26 protein-coding genes are annotated in these 24,649 nt (G+C 67.3%); 5 read left to right on the forward strand and 21 right to left on the reverse strand.

Annotated features, from left to right (window positions below; translation table 11 throughout):
• Positions 1-141: 141 nt before the first annotated feature.
• The 14 genes from GIW57_RS00275 to GIW57_RS00340 form a co-directional block, all read right to left on the reverse strand.
• A complete protein-coding gene (locus GIW57_RS00275; protein WP_236508799.1) occupies positions 142-1,332 on the reverse strand; it encodes a substrate-binding domain-containing protein in 1,191 nt (396 codons plus the stop codon).
• A 227-nt stretch (positions 1,333-1,559) separates the two neighbouring features.
• On the reverse strand, positions 1,560-2,759 hold the full coding sequence (gspF, locus tag GIW57_RS00280) for a type II secretion system inner membrane protein GspF (protein WP_236508800.1): 1,200 nt from the start codon (positions 2,757-2,759) through the stop codon (positions 1,560-1,562).
• Between the two features lie 7 nt (positions 2,760-2,766).
• Positions 2,767-4,203, reverse strand: a complete 1,437-nt coding sequence (gspE, locus tag GIW57_RS00285; protein ID WP_236508801.1) for a type II secretion system ATPase GspE — start codon at positions 4,201-4,203, stop codon at positions 2,767-2,769.
• Entirely contained in the window at positions 4,200-6,575 is a 2,376-nt protein-coding gene (gene gspD, locus GIW57_RS00290; protein ID WP_236508802.1) for a type II secretion system secretin GspD, read from the reverse strand. Before gspD ends, gspE begins: the two co-directional genes overlap by 4 nt.
• Positions 6,572-7,099, reverse strand: a complete 528-nt coding sequence (gene gspM / locus GIW57_RS00295; protein WP_236508803.1) for a type II secretion system protein GspM — start codon at positions 7,097-7,099, stop codon at positions 6,572-6,574. Before gspM ends, gspD begins: the two co-directional genes overlap by 4 nt.
• Positions 7,096-8,262: a type II secretion system protein GspL gene (gene gspL, locus GIW57_RS00300; RefSeq protein WP_236508804.1), complete on the reverse strand. Its 1,167-nt coding sequence runs from the start codon at positions 8,260-8,262 to the stop codon at positions 7,096-7,098. The genes gspM and gspL overlap by 4 nt, the downstream gene beginning before the upstream one ends.
• Complete coding sequence (gene gspK / locus GIW57_RS00305; protein WP_236508805.1) at positions 8,259-9,119, reverse strand: type II secretion system minor pseudopilin GspK; 861 nt, start codon at positions 9,117-9,119, stop codon at positions 8,259-8,261. Before gspK ends, gspL begins: the two co-directional genes overlap by 4 nt.
• A 54-nt stretch (positions 9,120-9,173) precedes the next feature.
• Positions 9,174-9,611, reverse strand: a complete 438-nt coding sequence (gspG, locus tag GIW57_RS00310; protein WP_236508806.1) for a type II secretion system major pseudopilin GspG — start codon at positions 9,609-9,611, stop codon at positions 9,174-9,176.
• Positions 9,612-9,671: 60 nt separating this feature from the next.
• Complete coding sequence (locus GIW57_RS00315; RefSeq protein WP_236508807.1) at positions 9,672-10,253, reverse strand: hypothetical protein; 582 nt, start codon at positions 10,251-10,253, stop codon at positions 9,672-9,674.
• A gap of 119 nt (positions 10,254-10,372) precedes the next feature.
• Positions 10,373-10,924, reverse strand: coding sequence for a hypothetical protein (locus GIW57_RS00320; protein WP_236508808.1), 552 nt, complete (start codon positions 10,922-10,924; stop codon positions 10,373-10,375).
• A 53-nt stretch (positions 10,925-10,977) separates the two neighbouring features.
• Positions 10,978-11,958, reverse strand: a complete 981-nt coding sequence (locus tag GIW57_RS00325) for a DUF4880 domain-containing protein (protein WP_236508809.1) — start codon at positions 11,956-11,958, stop codon at positions 10,978-10,980.
• Between the two features lie 69 nt (positions 11,959-12,027).
• Positions 12,028-12,558: a sigma-70 family RNA polymerase sigma factor gene (locus tag GIW57_RS00330; RefSeq protein WP_089237960.1), complete on the reverse strand. Its 531-nt coding sequence runs from the start codon at positions 12,556-12,558 to the stop codon at positions 12,028-12,030.
• A 16-nt stretch (positions 12,559-12,574) separates the two neighbouring features.
• Positions 12,575-13,255: a TonB-dependent receptor gene (locus tag GIW57_RS00335; RefSeq protein ID WP_329605733.1), complete on the reverse strand. Its 681-nt coding sequence runs from the start codon at positions 13,253-13,255 to the stop codon at positions 12,575-12,577.
• A gap of 149 nt (positions 13,256-13,404) precedes the next feature.
• The gene (locus tag GIW57_RS00340; RefSeq protein ID WP_025874361.1) at positions 13,405-13,869 is read right to left on the reverse strand and encodes an Lrp/AsnC family transcriptional regulator; all 465 of its coding nucleotides are present in this window, start codon (positions 13,867-13,869) and stop codon (positions 13,405-13,407) included.
• Between the two features lie 124 nt (positions 13,870-13,993).
• Here GIW57_RS00340 and GIW57_RS00345 point away from each other — a divergent pair, with 124 nt between their 5' ends.
• From GIW57_RS00345 to GIW57_RS00365, 5 genes are all read left to right on the forward strand, one after another.
• Positions 13,994-14,728 (forward strand): AzlC family ABC transporter permease, encoded by a 735-nt coding sequence (locus GIW57_RS00345; RefSeq protein ID WP_165377319.1) that lies wholly within the window; start codon positions 13,994-13,996, stop codon positions 14,726-14,728.
• A complete protein-coding gene (locus GIW57_RS00350) occupies positions 14,725-15,039 on the forward strand; it encodes an AzlD family protein (RefSeq protein WP_033831264.1) in 315 nt (104 codons plus the stop codon). The genes GIW57_RS00345 and GIW57_RS00350 overlap by 4 nt, the downstream gene beginning before the upstream one ends.
• A gap of 117 nt (positions 15,040-15,156) precedes the next feature.
• A complete protein-coding gene (locus GIW57_RS00355) occupies positions 15,157-15,984 on the forward strand; it encodes a hypothetical protein (protein ID WP_236508811.1) in 828 nt (275 codons plus the stop codon).
• A 147-nt stretch (positions 15,985-16,131) separates the two neighbouring features.
• The gene (locus GIW57_RS00360; protein ID WP_032128130.1) at positions 16,132-16,560 is read left to right on the forward strand and encodes a PAS sensor domain-containing protein; all 429 of its coding nucleotides are present in this window, start codon (positions 16,132-16,134) and stop codon (positions 16,558-16,560) included.
• Positions 16,557-18,092: a sulfite reductase flavoprotein subunit alpha gene (locus tag GIW57_RS00365; protein ID WP_236508812.1), complete on the forward strand. Its 1,536-nt coding sequence runs from the start codon at positions 16,557-16,559 to the stop codon at positions 18,090-18,092. Before GIW57_RS00360 ends, GIW57_RS00365 begins: the two co-directional genes overlap by 4 nt.
• 89 nt (positions 18,093-18,181) lie before the next feature.
• Here GIW57_RS00365 and GIW57_RS00370 read toward each other — a convergent pair whose 3' ends face one another.
• From GIW57_RS00370 to GIW57_RS00400, 7 genes are all read right to left on the reverse strand, one after another.
• Positions 18,182-18,850: an ATP-binding cassette domain-containing protein gene (locus tag GIW57_RS00370; RefSeq protein ID WP_236508813.1), complete on the reverse strand. Its 669-nt coding sequence runs from the start codon at positions 18,848-18,850 to the stop codon at positions 18,182-18,184.
• Positions 18,840-19,523, reverse strand: a complete 684-nt coding sequence (gene modB / locus GIW57_RS00375; RefSeq protein ID WP_089235839.1) for a molybdate ABC transporter permease subunit — start codon at positions 19,521-19,523, stop codon at positions 18,840-18,842. Before modB ends, GIW57_RS00370 begins: the two co-directional genes overlap by 11 nt.
• 3 nt (positions 19,524-19,526) lie before the next feature.
• Complete coding sequence (gene modA / locus GIW57_RS00380) at positions 19,527-20,270, reverse strand: molybdate ABC transporter substrate-binding protein (protein ID WP_236508814.1); 744 nt, start codon at positions 20,268-20,270, stop codon at positions 19,527-19,529.
• A gap of 20 nt (positions 20,271-20,290) precedes the next feature.
• Complete coding sequence (locus tag GIW57_RS00385; protein ID WP_236508815.1) at positions 20,291-21,067, reverse strand: helix-turn-helix domain-containing protein; 777 nt, start codon at positions 21,065-21,067, stop codon at positions 20,291-20,293.
• An 11-nt stretch (positions 21,068-21,078) separates the two neighbouring features.
• Positions 21,079-22,293, reverse strand: a complete 1,215-nt coding sequence (locus GIW57_RS00390; protein WP_236508816.1) for a coproporphyrinogen III oxidase — start codon at positions 22,291-22,293, stop codon at positions 21,079-21,081.
• Between the two features lie 97 nt (positions 22,294-22,390).
• The gene (locus GIW57_RS00395; protein ID WP_236508817.1) at positions 22,391-23,722 is read right to left on the reverse strand and encodes a nitrate/nitrite transporter; all 1,332 of its coding nucleotides are present in this window, start codon (positions 23,720-23,722) and stop codon (positions 22,391-22,393) included.
• A 24-nt stretch (positions 23,723-23,746) separates the two neighbouring features.
• Entirely contained in the window at positions 23,747-24,646 is a 900-nt protein-coding gene (locus GIW57_RS00400) for a peptidylprolyl isomerase (protein ID WP_236508818.1), read from the reverse strand.
• Between the last annotated feature and the right edge of the window lie 3 nt (positions 24,647-24,649).

A 24,649-nucleotide genomic window follows, 5' to 3' on the forward strand; every position in this document is an offset into this window, starting at 1 on the left:
GTGCTGGGATTGTTCAAAGCAGCGGCGTTGCTCGCGGCCACGAAGCGCATGCGGATCGCATCACGCCAGGCCTTGTTCATACCGCAGTGCGCCGACCTGACGGCCGGCGCACCCGGAGAACACTTTTGATGTATCTCGCAGTTACAGCGGACGGCCGATGCTGGCGCAGGTACTCGGGTTGTTCACGGCGCCGGCATTGCTGGCGGTCGCGAAGCGGGTACGGACCGCATCACGCCAGGCCTTGGTCAGCGGGATGAACTTGTGCGCGCGGATGGCCGCATCGTTCGGGCCCTGCTCGACGCCGGCGACCACGACGCTGCCGTAATGGCGGGTCAGGAAGCCACGGACGTTGGCGCCGACAGTGGCGTTCTTGTAGCACTGGCCGAACACGAAGTTGGTGTAGCCAGCGATCGGATAGCCCGCGGACGGGTTGCCGAACACCGGCACCCAGTTGGCGGGATTTTCAGCAGCGGCGCCGGTCGGCGGAGCAGCGGTTTCCAGGGTCGCCTGCACGCTCACTTCATCCGGCGAGAAGCCCTTGACCTTGGCAACCTTGGTGGCGTCGACCAGGCTCGGGATCACGTCCGGGCCAACGTAGCCAACGCGGCCGTCAACGGCGTACACCGCGTTGTACAGCGAGGTGCCACCGGTAGCCGGAGCGGCGATGAAGTTCGACGGCACGGTGGTGAACAGGTTGGCGAAGGTCGACTGCACCGAGAACGCCGGCACGCCACCGGTCAACTTCAGGTTGGTGCCCGACACGTCAGCCGGCTGGCAGGCGGTGGTCAGGAAGCGGGTCAGCAGTTCGCTGGTGCCGCTGCTCTCTCCGCGGTAGACGACCTGGATGGCACCAGTGCGGCCCAGGCCCGCCAGCTGGTTCCAGTTGGTGACCTTGCCCGAGAAGATGCCGCAGATCTGGGCAACCGACAGGTCAACCGCCGAACCGGCCTTGTTGAACGGAATGGTGACCGAGGTGGCGACCGAGGGGATCTGCACCAGCGCGCCGTAGCGGTTGGCATCGGTGGAGACGTTGTAGGTGCTGTTGTAGGTGCTCAGCTCGGTGCCGCTCAGCACCGAATCGCTGCCGGCGAAATGCACAGTGCCGGTGGTCGAGAACAGCGCCGAGTTGTTTTCCAGGAAGGCCTTCTTGCCGGTGCCCGAACCGGTCACGGCGTAGCTGAAGTTGCTCGGCAGGATGCTGTCGGCCTGGCCCTTGTAAAGCTCGGCCGGCAGCGAGGCGCCGCCACCGGTAACGGTCTGCGCCGACGCGGCACCGGCAGTGGCGAGCAGCGCGGTAGCAACCAGCGCGGCCAGGGTCTTGTACTTGTTCATGATCTTCTCCTGAAGGGTTTACTGCGAAGGTGAAACACCAAGGGAGGAACGGTCACTACACGCCTGCTGCCGCCGAGGGCCTCCCAGCCCACTCTGCGGCGACAGGGACATGCTGGTCGTCGCCGATGACAGGCCGCTTAAGAAACCTGTGGAAGATCGAAAAAAGGTGTGGAGGATTGTGTGGAGAAACCGGACGGCGGTGGATCCACGCCATGCGTGGATGCACGTCATTGCACCAGCTGGTTCATTTCCATGATCGGCATCAGCACGGCCAGCACGATGGTCAGCACCACGCCCCCCATCACCAGGATCATCGTTGGCTCGAGCAATGCAGTGAGTGCCATCGCGCGGCGTTCAATCTCGCGCGAGATGGTCTGTGCAGCGCGGTCGAGCAACGGTGCCAATGAACCGGTCTTCTCGCCACTGGCCACCAGATGCACCAGGATCGGCGGATATACTTTCTGCACCTTCAGCGCAGCACCAAGCGAAGTACCCTCGCGCACGCGAGCGGCCACATCATCGGCACAGCGCGCCAGCAGCGCGTTGCCCAGTGTCTGTCGTGCGGCGTCCAGTGCACGCAGCAGGGGCACACCGGCATCCAGCAGGATCGCCAGTGTCGACGCAAAGCGAGCACTGTTCACGCCCAGCACGAAACGGCCCACCATCGGCACGCGCAACAACAGGCTGTCCCAGCGCAGGCGCAGATCCGGGCGCCGCAGTGCCAGACGCCAGCCCACCACCAGTGCGCCGATGCCCAACCCCGTCCATACGCCCCACTCGCGAACGAAAGCACTGGCCGCCAGCATCACCTGGGTCAGCATCGGCAGCGTCTGCCGTGCCTGCACGAACGCCGTCACCACCTGGGGCACCACGTAGCTGAGCAGGAAGATCACGATCGCCACCGACACCAGGCTGATTGCCGCCGGGTAGATGAATGCCGTCAGCACCTTCGCCTGCAGCGCGTTGCGCTCTTCGATGTAGTCGGCCAAGCGCTCCATTACCCGCGCCAGATCGCCGGAATCCTCGCCGGCACCCACCAGCGCACGATAGACCCCAGGAAAATCGCGCGGCCGCGCCGACAGCGCCACGGTCAGCCGCTGACCGGCGCGCACGTCGGCACGCACTGCGGTGAGCGCCTGCGCAACGTGCGGGCGTTCGGCCTGTTCGATCACCGCGCTCAGCGCGCTTTCCAGCGGCAGGCTGGCGGCCAGCAGGCTGGCCAGTTGCCGCGTGGCCCAGGCCAGTTCGCTGGCCGACAGCCTGCGCGTGCCCCAGCCACTGCCGGCATTGCGTGCGGCTGATACCTGTACCGGTGTCAGCCCACGCCCACGCAGTTTCTGGCGCACACCGCGCGCGGTATCGGCGTCCAGCTGTCCCTTCTCTATGCGCCCCTGTGCATTGGCGGCCTGGTAGTCGAACAGTGCCATGCGCGCCTCAGTCGTCGCCGGTCACGCGCAGGATCTCCTCCAGCGTGGTCACCCCGCTGTCGACCCAGCGCTGCCCGTCCTGGCGCAGGCTACGCATGCCGGCACGCCGCGCCGCCTCGCGCAGCGCGGGTTCGCCCTGCCCTTCATGGATCAACGCGCGCACGCGCTCATCCACCACGAACAGCTCATGGATGCCGGTGCGCCCGCGGTAGCCGCTGTTCGCGCAGGCGGAGCAGCCTACCGCCCGCCACACGGTGCGCCCCTCGGTATCGAGTTCGGCACGCCTACACTGCAGGCACAGCCTTCGCACCAGCCGCTGCGCCAGCACACCGCGCAGCGATGAGGCCAGCAGGAACGGTTCCACGCCCATGTCCGCCAGGCGGGTCACCGCCGAGATCGCATCGTTGGTATGCAGCGACGCCAGCACGCCATGGCCGGTCAGCGACGACTGCACCGCGATCTGCGCCGTTTCCAGGTCACGGATCTCACCGATCATGATGGTGTCCGGATCCTGGCGCAGGATCGCGCGCAATGCCGTGCCGAAGCTCATGCCGATGCGCGCGTTGACCTGGATCTGGCCGATGCCGGCGAAGTCGTACTCCACCGGGTCCTCCACGGTGAGGATGTTGCTGGTGCTGCTGTCGAGCTGCCCCAATGCGGCGTAAAGCGATGTGGTCTTGCCACTGCCGGTCGGTCCGGTCACCAGCACGATGCCGTGCGGCTGGCGGATCAACCCGGTGAAGGTGGCCAGGGTGTCGTCGGCCATGCCCAGCCGCTGCAGCTGCAGTCGCCCGGCGTCCTTTTCCAGCAGGCGCAGCACCGCGCGCTCACCATGTCCGGTCGGCACCGTGGACACACGGATGTCCAGCGGTCTGCCACCCACGCGGATGGCGATGCGCCCATCCTGCGGCAGGCGCTTCTCGGCGATATCCAGGTGGGCCATGATCTTGATGCGCGATACCAGCGCCGCATGCAGCGCACGCCGTGGCTGCACCATGTCACGCAGGGTGCCATCGACGCGGTAGCGCACCACCGAATGCGTTTCGAAAGGTTCGATGTGCAGGTCGCTGGCGCCATCACGCGCGGCCTGCGCCAACAGCGCGTTGATCATGCGGATCACCGGCGCGTCATCCTGCGCGTCCAGCAGATCGGTCACCTCGGGCATATCCTGCATCAGCCGGTCGAGATCGACTTCACTTTCGGCCGCGCCGACCACCGCAGCGGCATCGCCACCGTCACGATACTGTTCGCCCAACCGCTGCTGCCAGACCGCCGCATCCAGCACCTGGAACGGTACTGGCCCGTGCCGGCGGCGCAGCTCGGCCACTGCCCAGGCGGCGGTCTCGGCGGTGCCCAGCAGTACCGGCGCGCCGCCTGCTTCGGCCAGCATCACCCCGTGGCTGCGCACCCAGGCATACGGCAGCAGCGGCAACGGCATGCTCATGGGCCGATGACCAGGTCCGGGGTGTAGCCCAACCCGCGCAGCTGCTGCAGCGCCGGGTCGAGCGTGGCCGGGTCGCGCGCCACCCGCACCCGCAGACGCTGTCCCGTTTCACCCGGCGTGGTCTCGGCATAGGCCTGCAGGCCAAGCGCGCGCACCTGTGCCACGGCCTGGGTGGCACGCGCCGCATCCAGCCCCTGTGCAAACTGCACCACCTGCAAATTGCCCTCGCTGGCCGGATACAACGCCGCAAGGCTGCCGTTCTGCAACGGCTGGCCCTGGCCATCACGCGCATTGCCCTGGCCAAGCACCGACAGGTCCTGCGGCGGCAGCTGCGGTGCCGACAGTGCAGGCAATGCCCAGCTCTGTACCGGCTGTGCAGCGGCCTGTGCATTGCGCATGTAGTCGTAGCGGTCGCGGGTCAGGCGCTGTCCGGCGGCCGGGTCACGCACCACGTGCGGGCGCAGGAACACCATCAAGTTGGTCTTGGCCCGCTTGCGCGTGTCGCTGCGGAACAGCGCGCCCAGCACCGGAATCTTCCCCAGCCCCGGCACGGCATCACGGCCGTGGCTGACGCTGTCTTCCAGCAGGCCGCCCAGCACCATGATCTGGCCGTCATCGAGCAGCACGCTGGTATCCAGTGCCCGCTTGTTGGTGATGATGCCGGCGCTGCCCGAGCTCTGCGCATCGATGCTGCTGACTTCCTGGTAGATGTCCAGCTTCACCGTGCCACCCTCGGAGATCTGCGGGCGCACCCGCAGCTTAAGGCCCACGTCCTCGCGTTCGATGGTCTGGAACGGGTTGTTGCTGCCACCGCCACCGTCGGTCACATAGCGGCCACTGACGAAGGGCACGGTCTGCCCGACCATGATGCTGGCCGCCTCGTTGTCCAGCGTCATCAGGTTCGGCGTGGAGAGGATGTTGGCGCCGCCTTTGCTCTGCAGGGCGTTGGCCAGCGCCTTCATGTTGAGGATCTGGCCGACGCCCGGCAGGTTGATCGTGCCGTCGATCACGCCGATGTTCAGGCCGTCCTTCGGCAGTACATCCAGCGTGGTGCGCGCAGTGGTGCTGATGCCACTACCGCCAGTGGTGCCGCCGAAATGGGTGCCACCGAACGTGCGGCCGTTCCCCAGCATCCATTGCACGCCCAGTTCAGCGGCATCGGTCTGGTTGACCTCCACGATCAGGCTCTCCACCAGCACCTGCGCCCGACGCTGGTCGAGCTGGTCGATCACCCGTCGCAGGTTGCGGTACACCGGCTCCGGGGCAGAGATCAGCAAGGTGTTGGTGGCGATGTCGGCCTGCACCGAGATGCCGTTCTGGCTGAAACCGCTGCTGCCGGCATCGATCGGCTCGCGACGACCCGGGTCAAGCCGCGGCGATTCCAGCGCATTGCCCTTGCTCTTGCCCTGCGCAGGTTGCGCCGGCGTGCTGGCGCTGCGGCTGGTCTCGCCCGGCAATGCGGTGATGCCGTCGCTGCTGCCCATCGCCGGCGCATCGCTCTGCCCTGCCACCACGCCCCGCAGCACCCCGGCCAGCTGGGTGGCCTGGGCATTGCGCAGGTACACCACATGCAGGTTGCCGGACTCATCCTGGGCCTTGTCCAGCTTCTCCACCAGCTGCCGCGCCAGGCGTGTGCGGCCCGGGCTGCTGGAGCGCAGCAGCACGCTGTTGCTGCGCGGGTCGGCCATCACCACCACCTTCTGCGCCGGCTCCGCGCCCTGCGCATCCAGCAATGGTGCGACCATCGCCGCCACGTCCACGGCAATGCCCTGCTGCAGCTTGACCACGTCGGTGTCCATGCCGGCCGGCGTATCCACGCTGGCGATGACCCGCGCGATGCGCTCCAGGTTGTCGGCGTAGTCGGTGATGACCAGCGTGTTGTTGCCCGGGTTCGCGGTGATCGGATTGTCCGCGGTGATCATCGGCCGCAGCACCGCCACCAGCGCCGCTGCGCTCTCGTAGCGGAGTGCAAACGTGCGTGTGGTTATCTCGCCTCCCGCGCCGCCGACACCAACACGACCGCCCAGCAGCTTGGCATCGGCCTGTGGCACCACCCGGCTGACGCCTCCACTTTCGACCACGGCAAAGCCGCGCATGCGCAATGCACCCAGCAGCAGCTGGTAAGCCTGCACACGGCTGACCGGCCCATCGGAGACAACGGTCATCTTGCCGGTCACCCGTGGGTCGACCAGGAACTGGCGGCCGGTGAAGCGTGCCGCCATGCGCAGCACCCCACCGATGTCGGTGTCCACCAGGTTCAACTGCACGGGTTCGCCACTGGCGTCCTGCGCCTGCACCGCCGCCGGAAGATGGGCCAAGCCCACCACCAGTGCCACTAACGCGCTGCAGCCCAGGCTGTGCATCGACTTCATGGATGGCCACCGCCATTGGCGGCCATCACGATGTTTCCGGAAATCCGTGCCGCCGGCATGTTCGCGTCCCCTGTGCGTTGCAGTTGCAGTTGCTGCAGTTCGATGGCCGGGTCGGCCAGCAAGGGCAGCAGCCAGTTCCAGAGCGCATCGGCGGGCACACTGCGCACCTGCAGGTGCCAGCGCCCGTCACGCGTTTCGATATGCAGGCTGTCGGCCAGGCCGGCAGCGGTGATCTGCTGGCGCAGCCCGGCAAGCGTCGGGTGCTGGCCCTGCGCCTGCTGCTGTTGTTCACGGGCACGCAGCAGCGGTGCAAGTGCCGCCGACTGTGCCTGCAGCCGAGGCAGTTCAGCCTGCCAATGGCTGCGCTGTTTCAGCAGCGGCTGCAGCCAGCCCAGCCACAGCGCGGCCGCCACTATCGCCGCAGCCATCAACAGCAGCATCGCGCGCTCGCGCGCCACCAGCCGCTGCCAACGCTGCTGCAATCCACGCAGGGAGGCCGCTGTACGCGGCTCGGCTGCGGTCACGGCGCAGCCCCGCTGCTTATCCGCAACCGGCCACCGGCCTCGCGCGCAAGCTGCAGCCCCTGTGCCTGCGTCGCCTGTTGCCAGCGCTCCAGCCGTTGCGCGTCCTCGGCCAACGCCTGCGCGTCGGAGTCCAGTTCCATGTCCAGCTGGCCCGGCTGATAGCGCAGGCTGCGAACCTGGCCAGCCAACTCAGGGATCGCCTGCAGCACGCTGGCAACCTGCTGCTGCACGGCAGGAAGTGCCCGTGGCGCTGCCGGCACTGCCAGGGCACGCCGCGCCTGCAGCACCGGATCGACCACTTCGTGGATCTCGGGGAACTGCTTGCTGAAGCCTTGCGCCATGTCCTGCCGCAAGGCTTCAGCCTCGCCATGCCAGCGCGACACCTGAATTTGCAGACCCAGCGCAGCCAGTACCGCCGCCGCCAACGCAAGACCGATGGCCAGCCGCGGCGCACCTGCACCCATGGCCGGCAACGGCAGCGACCAGCCAGGCAGCGGACCGCTGGACTGCACCGTCTGCGTCAGCACGCTGGCTGGCAGGCGCTCGGCCCAGGCAGCCGGTACGGCATCGATCCACTCCACCGTCTGCACCCCGGCCTGCTGCAAGCGCACGGCCAGCATCTGCATCACCGAGGCCAAGTCGCGCCCGCTGCACCACTGGACGAAGCCACGATCACGGCCGCAGCGAACCAGTACATGCTCGCCACACACCTGCAAGGTGGCCCGCCCGGCCGACCACGGCAGCAGCAAGGGCGTCGGATGCAGCGCCTGCAGCTGCAGCCCACAGTCCTGCAACTGCTGTCGTACCCGCGCAATGGCGTGCAGGCCAAGCCACGCCACCGCCACCGTGCCATCGGCCGCCTGCGTACCATGGCCCAGCGCTACCTCCTGCAGATCATCCAGCAGCATCGCTTCCACTTCGCCCTGCAGGGCCGCCTGCAGGCGTCGCCCGGACAGCGGCGGCAGCTGCAGCTCCAGCAGGATCAGGTCCTGCGGGTCCAGGCTCGCATGCACCACCGCCTGCGGAAAGCGCTGGCCCAGCGTTGACAGAAGGTCACTGCCCGTTGCCAGCACACGGTCCTTGTGCAGCTGCGCCCATTCGACCGCGCTGTCCCCATCCAATCGATCCAGCGCCGGCAGGCGCATTCTCAGTTGCGTGCTCATGCACCGATCCTTGTCCATACCCGTTGCACACGCACGCTGTCGTCGCGGTACTCGCGCCAGATCAATGCGCGGAAATCCACCGATGCGCCGTCTGCCTGTACCTGGCCTACCGCCAGGAACCACTCGCTGTGGATACCCAGCGGCATCAGCGCCATCTGTTCGTTGCTCAGCTGCAGCCGGTTGGCGATGTCACCGCGATTGAGCAGCCAGTGGCCACGGTCGCGCTCGACCAGCAGCGCCTGCAGGCGCCCGGCATCCACCCCGGGTGCAATCGCCTGCAGTACGGCGATATCACTCGTATTGGCGTTGACCAAGGTCTGCGCAGGCAGCACCACCGTGCGCCGTGCCAGTGCCTGTACCGCCACCGGATCGGCGCCGGCCAGCACCTGTTCGATCAGCGACTCGCGCGGCAGCGGTGCGCGCGCCTGGCGCTCGCCATCGCGCAGGCGCGACTGGATCTGTGTTGCGGCGCTGGCACAGGCGGCGCGAGGCAGCCCCTGCCCGGCACACAGGGTGGTGAACGCACGCAGTGCCTCTGCTGCAGGTTGGCCGTCGGCCAGCAGCGTGCGCAGGTTGAACCTCGACTGCGCGTCCACCAGCTGCAGGTGCACCGGCAGTGGCACCTGAAGCTGCAGCGGCCGCGCCCAGCGTCCGCTGCCAACGGTGGTCAACTGCTCGCGCGCGTCGTCACGCAACTGCTGCGCCGCGCGCTCCAGGGTGGCATCCACGGTCATACGCACCTGCATGCGCAGCTGATCGCTGCGTACCGCACGCAGCTGCGCCGACTGACGGGTCAGCAGCGCCGTGGCGATCACCGCCACCAGTGCCACCACCAGCATCGCGACGATCACCGCCATGCCCTGTTGGCGGGCAAACGCACCTGGAATTTTCCGGCGTCCCATTGTCTGGCCTCACAACTGCCAGGAGCCGATGTCTGCGTTGCCGGCCTCGCCGCCGGGCTTGCTGTCGGCCCCCAGTGAGAACACATCGATATCGCCGTGCGTGCCGGGGTTCTGGTACTGGTACGGGTGCCCCCACGGGTCATCCGGCAAGCGGTCGAGGTAGGGCGTTACCGGCATCGCAGCACTGCCCTGCGGTGGCTTCAGCAGCGCCTGCAGCCCCTGCTCGGCACTGGGGTAGCGACCATTGTCCAGCCGATACAGCTTCATCGCCTGCATCAGCGCGGCGATGTCCTGGCGTGCAGCCACCACGCGGGCCTGATCAGGGCGTTCCATCAACCGGGGCACGATCAGTGCAGCCAGAATGCCGATGATGACCACCACCACCATGATCTCGATCAGGCTGAAGCCCTGCTGCCGAGCCCTGCGACCACCCATCTGCGTTGCCATTGTTCCGCCCTCATCATCCTGGAAGAGACCGCTGCCCCATGGTCAGCGGCGCATGTGTCATTACGATAAACATCCTGCGGAAATCCGTTGTTCCTGCAGCCGATCACCCACGCGGCATGCATTGGTCACGCAGGCAGCGTCCAGCAGCGATGACGGAACACGCGCAAGCGTGTCGTCCACGCAGCGCCGCAGCAGTGGCGTGGCGCACGCCTGCAGCAGGCGCATGCACTGCAGCGGCGACCAAGCCATTCCATGGTCGAAGCCGATGAACTGCCGATACACCTGGTGATAGCGAAGATCGTCGTGCAGGCGTTGCACGCTCGCAGGCGCGCGCAGCGTGACCAGCAGCACCGCACGCTGCACCATGCGCATCTCCCTGCACTCCTGTGCAAGCGTGGCCAATGCCGATTCCGGCCACGGCTGCAGGCGTGCGTCCAGCGCCTGCCGCAGCACCATCAACGGATGCCCGCTGGCATCCAGCGCTGACCACCTTGCGGCGTCGGCCCAGGCATCGCTGGACAGCATCCACACCCACGGCTGTCCGTAGCGCTGCACATTCACTGGTGCATGCCGTGCCTGCTCCAGCGACTGGCTCAGGTGGCGATCCAGCTCCAGCATGCTGATCCTGCGACTGTCGTTCATCGGCGTCGCCTGCGCTCCGCGACGCGGGAGCGTCGTACTCTGCAGAAGACGTCAGCAAGGCAACCGAAGCGACAGCACGAACGCGATGTTGAGCAGTGCGTGGCAGCATCGCGGGAATGTCACCGCAGCGTCATCCGCCTGCAGGCTTCCAGGTCCAGGCGCGGAGCATCGCCACCGCAGCGTCGGGCCAGCACGGAAACGTCGCTGCGCTGTGCGAATGCGACCAGCGCGTGCATCGCATCCGGGTCATCCAACAGTGCCGCCAGCGACGCCTGCAGCAGCGGCAACTGCCATCCCTCCATCTGCGCATCGCTGGCGGCCACGAACCAGTGCCACAACCGGTGGTAGCGTACGTGATCGTGAAGCGCCGGAAGCCCCTCGATGCCATGCATCGCCATCAACAGCAGCGCGCGCGCCAGTGCAGCTGCAGGCAGCACCCCCGATTCGGACAGCGGCAGGGCCTGCCGCTGCAACCGCAACAGCATCGCCAACGGATGGTCCTGCGGCTCGAATTCCAGCAGCACCGCCTGCTGTCGCCACTGCGCATCGGACACCACGCATACCCACGGCGCGCCATAGCGGTGCACCATCAGCGGCCGCCGCTGGGTGGTTTCCAGCAGCGCCGACAGATTGCGGCGCAGATCCAACACACCGATGGTCTCGTTGCGCATCCTTGGCCTCTCCATGCATGCAGCGGCCGTGCGCGTCGCGCGCAGCCAGGGTCTTACCCCAAGACGGCAATTCCACCGGGAAAGCGACGCAGGCCGAGCGACATCGTCTGCCCGAGCTGCTCCAGCGCAGCGTCCGGATCATCGATGCGGAAACGCCCGCTGACCGGGGCGCGCGCCAGTGCCGATTCGCCCAGCAGCACCTTGCCGCGCCGGTAGCGGTTGATCTCGGCCACCACCTCACGCAGCGGCGCGCGGCGGAATACCAACATGCCTTCGGTCCACGCGCTGACTTCGGCCGCCACGGCTTCGGCCACCACGCCGCTGAGGCGCTCGTCATACACCGTCTGCTGGCCGGCCTGCAGCTGCAGGCGACCTTGCGGATGCTCGATGCGAACGCTGCCACGCAGGCAGGTCACACGCACCTGGCCGTCGGTGTTGCGCACATCCAGGCGTGCTGCGCCCTCGTCGGCTACAAGGCAGCCCGGCCCGGCGAACAGTGCCAGGCGTGTTCCCGCTGCGGCGTCGATCGCCGCCTGTCCCTGCACCAGCTCGAAGCCCTCACCCTGCGCGTCGCTGCGCCGGCGCAGGCTGCTCTGCGTATCCAGTTCGATCTTCAGATGCGGCGTCGGCGCAATCAGCAGCCGCTCGCCGGTACCGGTGTGGAAATCGGCCGTCATCGCCGTCACTGAAGGCCACAAGCCCAACGGCGGGTGCAGCGCAGCCACCACGGCCAGGCTCGCAGGTGCCGCCACGGCCGCACCAAGGAATGCGCGCCGGCTCCAGCGTTGCACCGGGGTTGCCACCTGCGGCTGGCGTGCGGCGGCAGGCAGCTGCTCACCGGCCAGGCGTACCTGCTCCCATTGCCGCTTCGCGCGGGCAAAGGCCTGCCGATGGCCGGGATCGGCCTCGCACCATTGGCGGAATTTCCTGCCATCGGCCGCCGTGGCCTCGCCCGAGGTCAACCGCACCACCCACGCGTGGGCCTGGCGCTCCACGGCGTCGAGCAGGCGGTGCGGTTGATCGTCAGCGTCCATGAGGGCTCTTGCCGTCCCCGCACGCTGCGGGGTTCTGCTCGGCGTCAAAGTGTAGACGGATGCCGTGCCTCAGAACCGCACCTGCCGCCCCTGCCCACTGCGTTCGGCCAGGTAATCCTGTGCGGCTTTCAGCTCACGCTGCACCAGCCGCAGCGACACGCCCAGGTGCTCGGCCACATCGCGCTGCTGCAGGCCGTCCACGCGGATCGCCAGCAATATCCGGCGGCGGCGCTCAGGCATCCGCTGCAGCAGGCCGACCATGTCTTCCAGCGCCATTTCCTGCTCGGCGGCCTGTGCCGGCCCCGGGCCGGGATCGGCCATGTCCATCAACGTATCCACTTCTTCCAGGCTCAGCAGGCGATGGTCGGCGCGCTGGCGGTCGATCACGGTGTTCATCGCCATGCGCAGCAGATACGCCGCAGGGTTCTGCACCGGGTCCAGGCGGTGTCGACGCGTGCTCAGGCGCATCCATGTGTCCTGCAGCGCGTCGCCGGCCAGCTCTTCCGAGCCCAGCTTGCGCACCAGCCGGCGCTTCAGTTCGTCGTAGGCGCCCAGCAGATGGTCCATCAGGTCCACCGCCCCAGCCGTGCTGTTGCTCATGTTCGATTCCTTGACGTCATGGTTGGGGCGGGCGCCGGCCACAGTCGTGGCCCGCGCTGGAAGGACGGATCTGCAGAGTCACCGGCTGCGGCAGCGCGGCAGCATCGGCGCCCAGCCGCAGGGCCTGCATCGCCTGCAGAAGGCGCGCATCGCGGCGTGCGCTGCCACTGCCGGCAAGCAGTTCGGGTTCCTGCACCTGGCCATCGTTGGCAATGCGGAAGCGCAGCGTCGCCGCATAGGTTCCCGGCGCCAGGTCAGGGTCGCCACAGAAAGCGGTGCGCAGCCGTTGCTGCAGGTCGCCGAAGCGGCGACGCTGCCCCGGGTCGGCGGCCACATCGGTCAGGGAGGATCCGGTGGCCGCGTGTGCACCGCGGCGCAGCACCACGCGTTGTGCACCGATCAGCTCGGCCTCGACACCCGTGTCCTGCAGCACCACCTGCAGCGCCTGCAGGGGCGGCAGGCTGGCCTGCAGCGGATGGCTGCTGCGGCCGGTACCGAGATCGCCGGGATACATCACCGACCACCCGCTGACGACACTGAAGCGCTCGACCGCCTGTTCCAGCGGTTGCGCGGGAATGTCATAGGATCGGATGTCGTCCTGTGCGGCGGCGGCGAAGGCGAACAGCAACCCGGCGGCGGCGGCCACCCTCCAACGTCTGATCGCATGCTGTCCATTCAGCCCCCTGACGTAGAACACATGACCCTCGGCAGCGACATCAGCTGCAGCGGCGGAGCGCGGTGCGACCAGGTGGGTCGACCTGCACACGGCCGGCAAGCGGGTCACACCGTAGCGGCGTCACGTGTCATTGCGATGACGGCGGCGCGCAGGGGACGCGCCGGGCCAGTTCAGACCGGCAGTTCAGTGGTCTGCTTGATCCGCTGCATCGGGATCTCGGTCTTGGTGTTCTGTACCCCGGCGATGCGGTTCAGGTGCTGGATCTGGAACTGCCGGTACGCGTCGAGGTCGGCCACCGCCACCCGCAGCAGGAAATCACAGTCGCCAGCCATCAGATGGCATTCAAGCACTTCCGGGAAGGACTTGATGCTGTTGATGAAGTGATTGGTGGTGTCTTCGTCCTGGCCGCGCAGCCAGACACGGACGAACACGGTGAACCCCCGCCCGATCCTCGCCGCATTCAGCAGGGCCACGTAGCGATCGATGTAGCCGCCCTCTTCCAGCAGGCGAACCCGGCGCAGGCAGGCCGACGGCGAGAGCCCCACCTGCCGGGACAGCTCCAGGTTCTGCAGGCGACCGTCGCGCTGCAGGGCGTCAAGGATGCGACGATCCAGGTTGTCGAGCTGGTACTGCATGCAACTCCACTCCTTGATCGAATCACCGCATGATATTGCACATTCGGCCGAACCAATGGCATCAACGCAACCCGATTTCGTGATCGGACCGTTAGCATGGGTCACCCCCACTCGTTGTTGATCCATGGACGCCCGAACCACCCTGCCCCTGCCTGATCCCGCCTGCGACACCGCACCACGCGCCGAGTTCCTGCGCGGTCTGCGCGCCGCCGTACCGGTGATGATCGGCTTCATTCCCTTTGCCCTGGTGCTCGGCGCCCAGGCCGCGCAAAAGGGCCTGTCGGCGCTGGAAGTGCCGCTGATGACCGGCCTCAACTTCGCTGGCGGGTCTGAATTCGCCGCGGTCGAACTGTGGACGTCGCCGCCGCACATCGCGCTGATCGTGGCGATCACCGCGCTGGTCAACAGCCGCCACCTGTTGATGGGCGCCAGCCTGGCACCGTTGCTGCAGCACCTGCCGCGCCGTCGCGTGCTGCCGGCGCTGTTCTTCATGTGCGATGAAAGCTGGGCGCTGGGCGTGGCCGATGCGCGCCGTCGCGCACTGGGCTTCAGCCTGGCCTACTACCTCGGCGTGTCAGCCGGCCTGTACACCGTGTGGGTGCTGTGCACCGCACTGGGCGCGATCGTCGGCCCGCTGCTCGGCGACATCCATGCCTACGGCTTCGACATGGCCTTCCCCGCCGTGTTCCTGGTGCTGCTGCGTGGCATGTGGCAAGGCATGCGCGCCGCGCGGCCATGGCTGGTCAGCCTGCTGGTGGCAGCGGGCACCTACCTGCTGGTGCCCGGCGCCTGGTACGTGGCCAGCGGCGCGCTGGCCGGTCTCGCCGCCGCCTGGCTGCTGGCCGAGGACGCGGCATGATCTTCAACGGCCTGATCCACTGGACCTCGGTGCTGACCATCATCCTGATGGCCGCCGCCACCTATCTCACCCGCATCATCGGCTTTCTCGCGCTGCGCAACCGCACCCTGAGCAAGCGCGCGGTAACGGTGATGGAAGCCGCCCCGGGCTGCGTGCTGATCTCGGTGATCGCCCCCGACTTCGTGGCCGACAAGCCGGCCGACCTGGCCGCGCTGGCCATCACGCTGCTGGCTGCCACGCGGCTGTCGATGCTGCCGACGGTGCTGATCGGCGTGGTATCGGCGGGGGTGCTGCGGTATGTGATGGGGTGAGCGGCAGAGGACAACCGGCGCCGACAGTCAGCCTCCAGATGCAACACGTCTGATTGTGCGTGCGCCGAGGCGTCTGCAAGGATGCATCCACCGCCTTGGAAGGGTGATCTCCTGCACATGGAATCCTGGTTGCGGCACGCCACAGGCGCAGCAGCGCTACTGCTCTGCACCAGTGAGTGCACTACCCTCGATATTCCCCCGCGCGATAGTGTCGGCGCGGACGGAGCGTTTGCCACGCTCCTGCGCGGCAACGCCTCCCAGCTGAGCGTTGGCACCGCGTCGGTGCTGCCCGGCCAGGAGAGTTCGGAACAGACGACGCGCTCGCATACCTGCCAACTGGAAACAATCGCAGTGGTGGTGCGCTGGGTCGAACCCAGCCTATCCGCTGGGCAGGCCGTGAATCTATGCACTGCCGCCGCCCACGCGGCGCGGCAACCGCTCCACGCCGCAGACCTGAACGATACGCCGGTCCGCTATCAGGTCACGATCGTCAGCGACGGTGGCGGCATCTGGCAACAGCCCGCCAGGCCGCCACGACCAGAACTGGTGGTGGCGTTCTGGTTTCCCGCCGGCGACGATGCCGATGCACTGCGCGCGCGCGTGATCTCCACCACCGCGCACGAATTCCACCATATCGCCACAGCGATGGTCGGGCAGCGTCGATGGGGCGCGCACCGGGAACCGGAGGCATACCTCGCCGGGGCATGTGCGCTGCTGGCGATTGAAGGAGAGCTTCGGCGCGAACAGCTGCCCGGCCGCCATGATCCCCGCGCTGACAGCCTGCTGCCGGCGGCTGCACGCCGTTCTGGAAATGCCGGCAACGCGATCGGCCGGTCGTTGCAGGCATTCTTCAGCGGTGATCATATGCAACGCGATGACGAAGAAGGGCGCGCACTGCTGCGGTACTGCCAGCAGAGCATCGGATTCCCCGGCATCGCCCGCTAGCGCCGCCCCTTCGCCCCTCCTGCGACAGCCGGTCGCAGCCCCCTCCCGGCACACGCTTGACCTATATCAATCCACCCACCGCCACGGGCGCGTATCTCTATACAGGAACCCACTACGCCGGCGTCACCGGCATCCAAAGGACCTGCGATGAGCTACACCCCCGACAACGCCCAGCTGCTCAACGCCATGCAGAACGTGATGGTGATCTCCACCACCGACCTGCAGGGCAACATCACCTATGCCAACGACCTGTTCTGCACGCTCACCGGGTTCGCGCGCGAGGAACTGATCGGCCAGCCGCACAGCATCGTCCGCCATCCGGACGTGCCCAAGGCCGTCTACAAGGACATGTGGGACACCATCAAGGCCGGCAAGACCTGGACCGGCATCGTGCCGAACCTGGGCAAGGGCGGCGTGCTCTACGTGGTCGACACCACCGTGCAGCCGCTGTTCGATGCCGAGGGCAACATCACCTCGTACATCAGCATCCGCCGCGTGGTGAACGACCTGATGCAGAACTACGACCTGGTCGAGTTCAGCAAGGAAAAGTTCGACGACTTCTACGAGGCTGCGTGAACGCCATCCCCACACGCACGCCCATCAGCCGGCTGCTGGTGGGTTTCGCCTCCGAGTCGGGCAACGCCCGCGCCCTGGCCCAGCGCCTGGGCGCGGACCCGGACCTGCAGCCGCATGGGCCGCAGGTCCTGCCGTTCAATGACATCGATGTGGCCAGTCTCGGCCACGGCGATGTGCTGCTGGCCATCTCCAGTTCGTTCGGCGACGGCGAACCGCCGGCCAATGGCGAGAGCTTCTTCGAGTCGCTGCGGCAGGCGCCCGCCCTGCCGGGACTGCGCTACGCGGTGTTCGGCCTGGGGGATACCGGCTACCCCAGCTTCTGCGGTTTCACCAAGGCGCTGGATGCAGCGCTGAGCGAGCGTCAGGCGCAACCACTGCTGCACCGTGTCGACGCTGATCTGGGCTACGAGCAGTTCTTCCAGCAGTGGCGGCCGGTGCTGGGTCAGGTACTGGAGGGTGATGCAACCGCAGGCCAGGATCTGCGCCTGCAGGTGACGGCCTATGGCGAAGACAATGCCTTCAACGCCCGCATCGTCGAACGGCGGCGCCTGAGCCACAGTGACCCTGCCGCCTGGCACCTGCAGCTGGACATCGCCGGCAGCGGCATGGTCTACCGGGCCGGCGACACCCTGCATCTGGTTCCGGAAAACGATCCAGCATTGCTGCAGGCACTGGCCGCCTGGTTGGGTGATTCCAGCGCCGTCGACGCCCTGCGCGACCGCGAACTGCGCCTGCTCAGCAAGAGCGTGCTGCGCGAACTGGCAAAGCTGGGCGGCAGCGACGTACTGAAGCGCCTGCTGAAGGTCAGCCAGAAGCGCGAACTGGACGCCTACCTGCATGGCCTGGACCTGCTGGACGTGCTGCAGGACCACGCCAGCCCGGACAGCGTGCCACTGGCCCGCCTGCGTGAACTCCTGTCACCACGCCTGCCCCGTGCCTATTCCATCGCCTCGCATCCGCACGATGATCAGCTGAGCCTGTGCGTGCGCGAAGTGCGCTACACCCTGCGTGGCCGCGAACGCTTCGGCACCGCCACCGGCAGCCTGCTGCACGGCGGCGGCACGGCCCGCGTGTACTGCCGCTCCAATCCGGGCTTCCACCTGCCCGACAGCGGCAACGCGCCCCTGCTGCTGGTCGGCACCGGTACCGGCATCGCGCCGCTGATGGGCCTGATGCAGGAACTGCAGGCTACCGGCGATGCACGCGAGGTCCATCTGGTGTTCGGCGAGAAGCACCGCGAGCACGACTTCCTGTACCGCGAGCAGCTGCAGGACTGGCAGGCGCGTGGCGTACTGGCTGGCCTGCACACCGCGTTCTCGCGCGATGCGGCGCAGAAGGTCTATGTGCAGCATGTGCTGCAGCAGCAGGCCGCGCAGATGCAGGATGTGCTGGCCCGTGGCGGCCACATCTACCTGTGTGGCAACAAGAGCCACCTGGAGGGCGCGGTTCGCGAAGCCATCGACACGATCGGCGGTGACGGCCATTGGGATGCCCTGCGCGGCGAGGGCCGCACCCACTGCGAGCTGTATTGAGGGGGCCTCCCTACCGGGTAGAGCCGGCCGCTGGCCGGCTGCTCCGGATTCCGTGGTTGCCGGCCAGCGGCCGGCACTACCATCACAGGTCAATCGCCGACGATGCGCCCATCAACCACGCGTGCCACCTGCTGGCCGAACACCGCCACATCCTGCGGATCGTGGCTGATCAGCAGCAGCGGGATGCCGGTTTCATCCAGTACGGTTTCCAGCTCCTGCCGCAGGTGCTGGCGCAGGTCGTGGTCGAGCGCTGCGAACGGCTCGTCCAGCAGCAAGGCCTGCGGCCGCGTCACCAGCGCTCGCGCCAACGCCGTACGCTGGCGCTGGCCACCGGATACCTGCGACGGCAGCAGATCCGCCACATGCTCGATACGGAATGCCTGCAGCCACTGCTCCACCGCATCGACGCGGGTACCGCGCTGCGGATTCAACCAGCCCCGCTGCAGCCCGAACGCCACGTTCTGACGCACGCTCAGGTGCGGGAACAGCGCGTAATCCTGGAACACATATCCCAGGCGACGACGCTGCGCCGGCAGGTCAATCCCTGCATCTGCATCGAACAACGTCTGCCCGTGCAGGCGCACATGTCCGTGCTCCGGGCGCAGCAGGCCGGCCACCGCTTTCAGCGTCAGGCTCTTGCCGGCGCCGGACGGCCCGAACAGCACCACCTGCCGCTGCGTGCACTGCAGTACCACGTCCAGTTCGAAGGTCTGGCCGGACGCCTGCAATCGCCGCTTTACCTGCAGGTCAAGCCACATCGCGCAGCTCCCGGCGGCGCCCGCCCACCAGCCGTGCGGCCAGCAGCAGGATCACGATGCATACCACCGACGTCAGGATCACCAGCGCATTGGCCTTGCCATCCTGCCCTGCCTGCACTGCCTCGTAGATGGCGATCGACAGCGTCTGCGTACGGCCGGGAATGCTGCCGGCCACCATCAGCGTGGCGCCGAACTCACCCATCGCCCGTGCGAACGCCAGCAGCAGGCCGGCCAGAATCCCGCGCCAGGCCAGCGGCAGGGTAATGCGGAAGAACACCGCCGCCTCGGACACACCCAGCGTGCGCGCGGCCTGCTCCAACTGACCATCCACTTCCTCGAATGCGGCGCGCGCCGGCTTGAACACCAGCGGCAACGACGCTACCGCGGCAGCGATCACCGCCGCCTGCCAGGTAAAGACCAGATTGATACCGAACCACGACTGCAGCCAGGCACCGATCGGGCCATTGCGCCCGATCAGCACCAGCAGGTAGTAGCCCAGCACCGTTGGTGGCAGCACCATCGGCAGGGTCAGTATCGAATCCAACAGCTCCCGACCGGGAAAGCGCCGTCGCGCCAGCAGCGCGCCAAGTGCCACGCCCGCTACGAGATTGATCGCGGTGGCCCAGCCGGCCACCTTCAACGACAACCCCAGTGCGCTCCAGTCCAGGTCCATCCGTCAGGGCTTGCCGAACCCGTGCTTCTGCAGGATCGCCTGGCCCTGCGCCGAACGCACGAACGCCGCGAAGCGCTTGGCTTCCACCGGCTGCTTGCTGGCCTGCACCACCGCGAGCGGATAGGCGATGCGTCCGGCAACCGGAACGTCGAACGCGCGCCGCACGCGATCCGGCATCGCCTGCGCGTCGGTAGCGTAGACAAAGCCCGCATCCACCTCGCCCCGTGCCACGTAATCCAGCGACTGCCGCACGTTCTGCGTACTGATCACCTTGCCCTGCACGGCCGGCCACAGCCTTGCGGCCTGCAGCGCACCCTGCGCGTAGCGGCCCACGGGCACGCTGTCCGGGTTGCCCAGTGCGATGCGCTGCACCCCGGCACCCGCCAGATCGGCCAGTGCGCGCGGCGGCGCCTTCGCCTGCGGCGGCACGACCACCCACAGCGCGTTCACTGCGAAGACCGCACGCGTACCCGCTGCCAGCAGCTTCTGCTGCGCCGCCTGGTCCATTGTTGCTTCATCGGCCGAGGCGAATACATCCACCGGCGCGCCCCGCGCGATCTGCTGCAGCAGCACGCCGGAGGCAGCAAAGTTGAAGTCGACCTTGCTGCCCGGGTTTGCCTTCTCGTAGGCGGCGCCCAGCTCGCGGAAGCTCTCGGTCAGGCTGGATGCCGCCGACACGGTAAGGTTGCCAGCCCACGCAGGCAGCGTGAACAGCAGACCCAGAAACACCATTGCGCATCGCTTCATCGTCGGCTCCCTGGTCAGGCTCAATCGGGGTCGTTCTCATCGGCCACGGCCAGCGCCGCCAGCCGATCGGGTTGCAACAGCAGGATCTCGCGCTGCTTCACCGCAATCACGCCGTCATCGCTCAGCCGCCGCAGCACACGACTGGCCGTCTCCGGTGCCATCCGCAGATAGTTGGCGATCTCGGTGCGGGCCATGGTCAGGTTGAAACGGGTCGCGGAAAAACCACGCCGTGCATAACGGGCCGACATGTCCAGCAGGAACGCGGCCATCCGCTCTTCGGTGCGGTGGTTGGCCGCCAGCGTGGCAGCCTTGCCGATCTCCGCACTGAGCAGGCTGAACAGCTTTGCCTGCAGCCCCGGCATGCGGGTGGCCAGCAGGCTCAGCTTGGGGAACGAGATACGGCACAGGTGCACCGTATCCAGAGCCACCGCATTGCAGGGGAAGCGCGAGCCATGAATCGCGTTGAGCCCGATCACCTCGCCCGGCAGCGCAAAGCCCAGCACCTGCTCGTTGCCCTGGCTGTCATCGACGAAGGTCTTGACCATGCCTGCGCGCACCGCCGCGATGGAATCGAAAGCCTCTCCCGCGCGGAAAATGTAGTCGCCCGCATGGAACGGCCCTACATGGTCAACCAGCACATGCAGCTCGCCCAGCGCCGTCTTGTCATAGCCCTGCGACATGCACGCATCGGAGAAGGCACAGGTGCTGCAGAAATGCAGCGCATCGCCATCATCGGCGGCGGCGGGATTCGGCGTGGTGCGGCCGGGTCTGGCCTGGGAAGGCGGAGTCGAAGACATCGGGACAGCACTCAAGCGATGGCGGCCGCCGGCCGGAAGCATGCGGCCATCATACGCCACAGCAACCGCCCTTCCTCGGCCAGGCGAAGCACGCGGCCGTCCCAGCGCGCCCAGCCACGCGCGAGCAGCGGTGCGAGTGCGGGCAGGGTCTCGGCGAAGCATTCATCGAACGGAACATCATTGCGCCACTCGAAGGCGGCAGCATCCAGCGCATGGTCGCAGGCGATGCTCTGCGCGACCTCGGCAGCCAGGCGTTCCCCCTCGGACAGGATCAGGCCCGCGGCAACGCCCACATGCCCCGCCTGCAGGCGGGCCTGCCAGCACTCAAGGTCATCCTCCGTCCGGTAGAACACCTCACCGATCTGGCTGCACGCCGCCAGGCCGATGCCGATGAAATCGCTGCGATCGCGGCGCGGCACGCCGGCCAGATCGCAATGACGCTGACCGTCACCCGGGCCGTTCGGATCCGGCAGGTCGCCGCGCTGATGATGGTCGCCACCGATACCCACATAGCCCGCCTCGCGCAGCAATCGCCACGCCTGCAGCCAGCGTTCCGATGAGGGATGCTCAGGCAGCGCGCATGGCGCCGGCAGCAGCACGCGCTCGGGCGCATCTGCCAGCACGGCCTGCAATCGCCCGATGAATCCCGTATCCTCCGCCGCAGGCACCCGCAACTGGTAGTAGCGCGCGGTAAAGCCCGCGTCGCGCGCCTGCGCCAGCACTGCCGGGCCAGGTGCATCGGCTCGATCGATCACGTTCAGCCGGGTGCAGCCCACCGCGCGCAGTTCTGCCGGCGCCACGGCACTGCCGGCATCCAGCCGCACCTCCACCTGCGGCCGGGCCACGGTGCGCAGGTGCCGCGGCACTGCATCCAGCAACTGCCCCAGCAGCGACGGCGGCAGTGCTTCGGCAAGGCCCAGCTGCAGCACCATCGCCACCACCTCACGGTCCTCGACCAGAGCATCAGCCTGCAGGCGCAACGCGGCCAGCAACGTGTCCAGATAGCGTTCGGCCGGCACGTCGCGGCCCATGCGGCCGGTCTGGAAACCCAGCGTCAGCCCACGCGGAATCAGGTGCTCGTTGCTGGCGCGCACGGCGGCACGCCAGCCGCTTTCACCGAAGCCGGCAATGAACTGGTCGGGCGGCGGAAACAGCACGTGGCGGGGTTGCCGCAGCAATGCCGCCTGCAGCGCCTTGTTCTCGCTCGCATCAACATGGAAGCTCATGACGGTCATCCTCGCGCGTTCCTCTTCGCACAGCCCTGATTGAAATCAAGCGTGGCGCATTGCGTTGCTGGTGCCGGCCAGCGGCCGGCACCACCGTTCAGGTGCCGCGCGCACGATCGACCGCCGCCGCATCGATGGCCTCCGGCAGGTCGGTCTCCCGATCGATCTGCGGGAAGTGTCGACGCTCCATCCGGCGGATGGCGAAGTGCATCCACGCCAGCGCGGCGGACACCACCACGAACAGCAGCATGAAACAGCTGCTCCAGATACCCAGCGCATCGTTCAACGCACCGAACACGATCGGCAGGATGAAGCCACCCAAGCCACCGATCATGCCCACCACGCCACCCACCGCCCCCACGTGCCTGGGGTAATACACCGGGATGTGCTTGTAGACCGCAGCCTTGCCCAGCGACATGAAGAAGCCCAGCACGAACACCAGCACGGTGAACATCACCACGCCGATGGCCAGGTGGAAGTGGATCGGACCATGGATGCCCTTCACCACATACTCGGTATCGGGGTAGGCCAGCAGGAAGGTGCAGATGGCCGACACACCGAAGGTCCAGTACATCACCCGGCGCGCCCCCATCCGGTCCGACATCCAGCCGCCCACCACGCGGAACAGGCTGGCCGGGATCGAATAGCACGCGGCCAGCATGCCCGCGGTGCCGACGTCCATGCCGTACGCGCCCACCAGGTAATGCGGCAGCCACAGGGCCAGTGCCACGAAGCCACCGAACACGAAGAAGTAATACAACGAGAACCGCCACACCTGCAGATTCTTCAACGGTGCCATCTGCTCGGCGAACGGCACCGGCTTCACCCCATCACGGCGGCGTTGCTCCAGCGAGGGGTCTTCCTTGCTGAACAGGAAAAACAGCACCGCCGTGATCGCCAGCGCCCCTGCCCACACCTTGGCCACCATCATCCAGCCCGCCGCCACCATCACCATCGGCGCCAGCAGCTTGGTGACCGCCGCACCGATGTTGCCGGCACCGAAGATACCCAGCGCCGTGCCCTGCTTGCTGGCCGGGAAGAACTTGGACACGTAGGCCACGCCCACCGAGAAATTGCCACCGGCGATGCCCACGCACAGCGCGGCGAACAGGAACTGCGGGTAGGTGTGCGCGTAGGTCAGCATCCACGTGGCGACCGCGCCACACAGCATCACCAAGGCCATGACCTTGCGGCCACCGAACTGGTCGGACCAGATGCCCAGGAACACGCGGCTGACCGACCCGGTCAGCACTGGGGTGGCGATCAACAGGCCGAACTGGGTGTCGGTCAGGCCCAGCTGCTCGCTGATCTGGATACCGATGATGGAAAAGATCATCCACACCGCAAAGCACACGGTGAACGCGAACGTGCTCAGCCACAGCGCACGCTGCTGCTGCCCGGCACTGGCGGGGGCAAGGGCCTGGTTCATGCAACCTCCTTCCTCAAGAGTGGGTCAGCCGATTTCGGCTTCGGCTTCGATCTCATCCAGCCCGCGTACCGGGTAGCGCTCCTGCAGCTGCAGCAGGTAGGCCTGCACTTCGCGTTGGCGCACCTGCAGTTCCAGGTAGTCACGGATCTGCGGCAGCACTGCGTCGAACGGCAGCGGCTGCCCTTCCTCGCGCCCATCGATGCTGACCACGTGGTAGCCCCAGCGTGATTCCACCGGGAAGCCGGCCAGGCCCTCGCGAAGGCGGAACACCTGGCGATCGAACTCAGGTGTGGTCTGCCCACGCTGCAGCCAACCCAGGTCACCGCCCTCGCTGCTGGACGGGCAACGCGAATGGCGCAGGGCGAAGTCGGCGAACAGGTGCGGCGCTTCCTTCAGTTCATTGGCCAGACGTTCGCCCTCGGTACGCGCCTCCAAGCGCCCAGCCACATCATCGGCCGGCGCGGCCAGCAGTATATGGCGCAGGCGCACGCGGTCCGGCGAGCGGAATCGCTCCGGGTTCTGTTCGAAATAGCGTTGGCAGTCCTCGTCGGTCGGCACCCGGTCTTCAATCGCGTCTTCCAGCAGTTGCTGGATCAGCACCTCCTCATCGCTGACCCGGCCGACTGCTGGCGCCAGCAGGCCCAGGCGCTGAGCTTCCAATCGCAGCAGTTCACGCACCACCAGTGCGCGTGCCGCCTCGGCACGCGACTGTTCCGGGCGCAGCGCCCGATGGTGCTGCATCTCGCGGGCGATGTCGGCCTCGCTGATCGCCGCGTCCTCCACGAACAACCGGCACGGTGCCGGTTGCCCAAGCGAGCGCGGCCCCTGCTCTGCCCCGTCATGCTGGTGCTGGTGGGCCTCGGCCGGAACAGGCTGGGTGGAATCGATCACGGTGATCGGCAGGAACTTCGGCAGGCTGCCCATGGC

This window comes from Stenotrophomonas sp. PA-6-5C, from assembly GCF_021605635.1.
GTDB lineage: Bacteria > Pseudomonadota > Gammaproteobacteria > Xanthomonadales > Xanthomonadaceae > Stenotrophomonas > Stenotrophomonas lactitubi.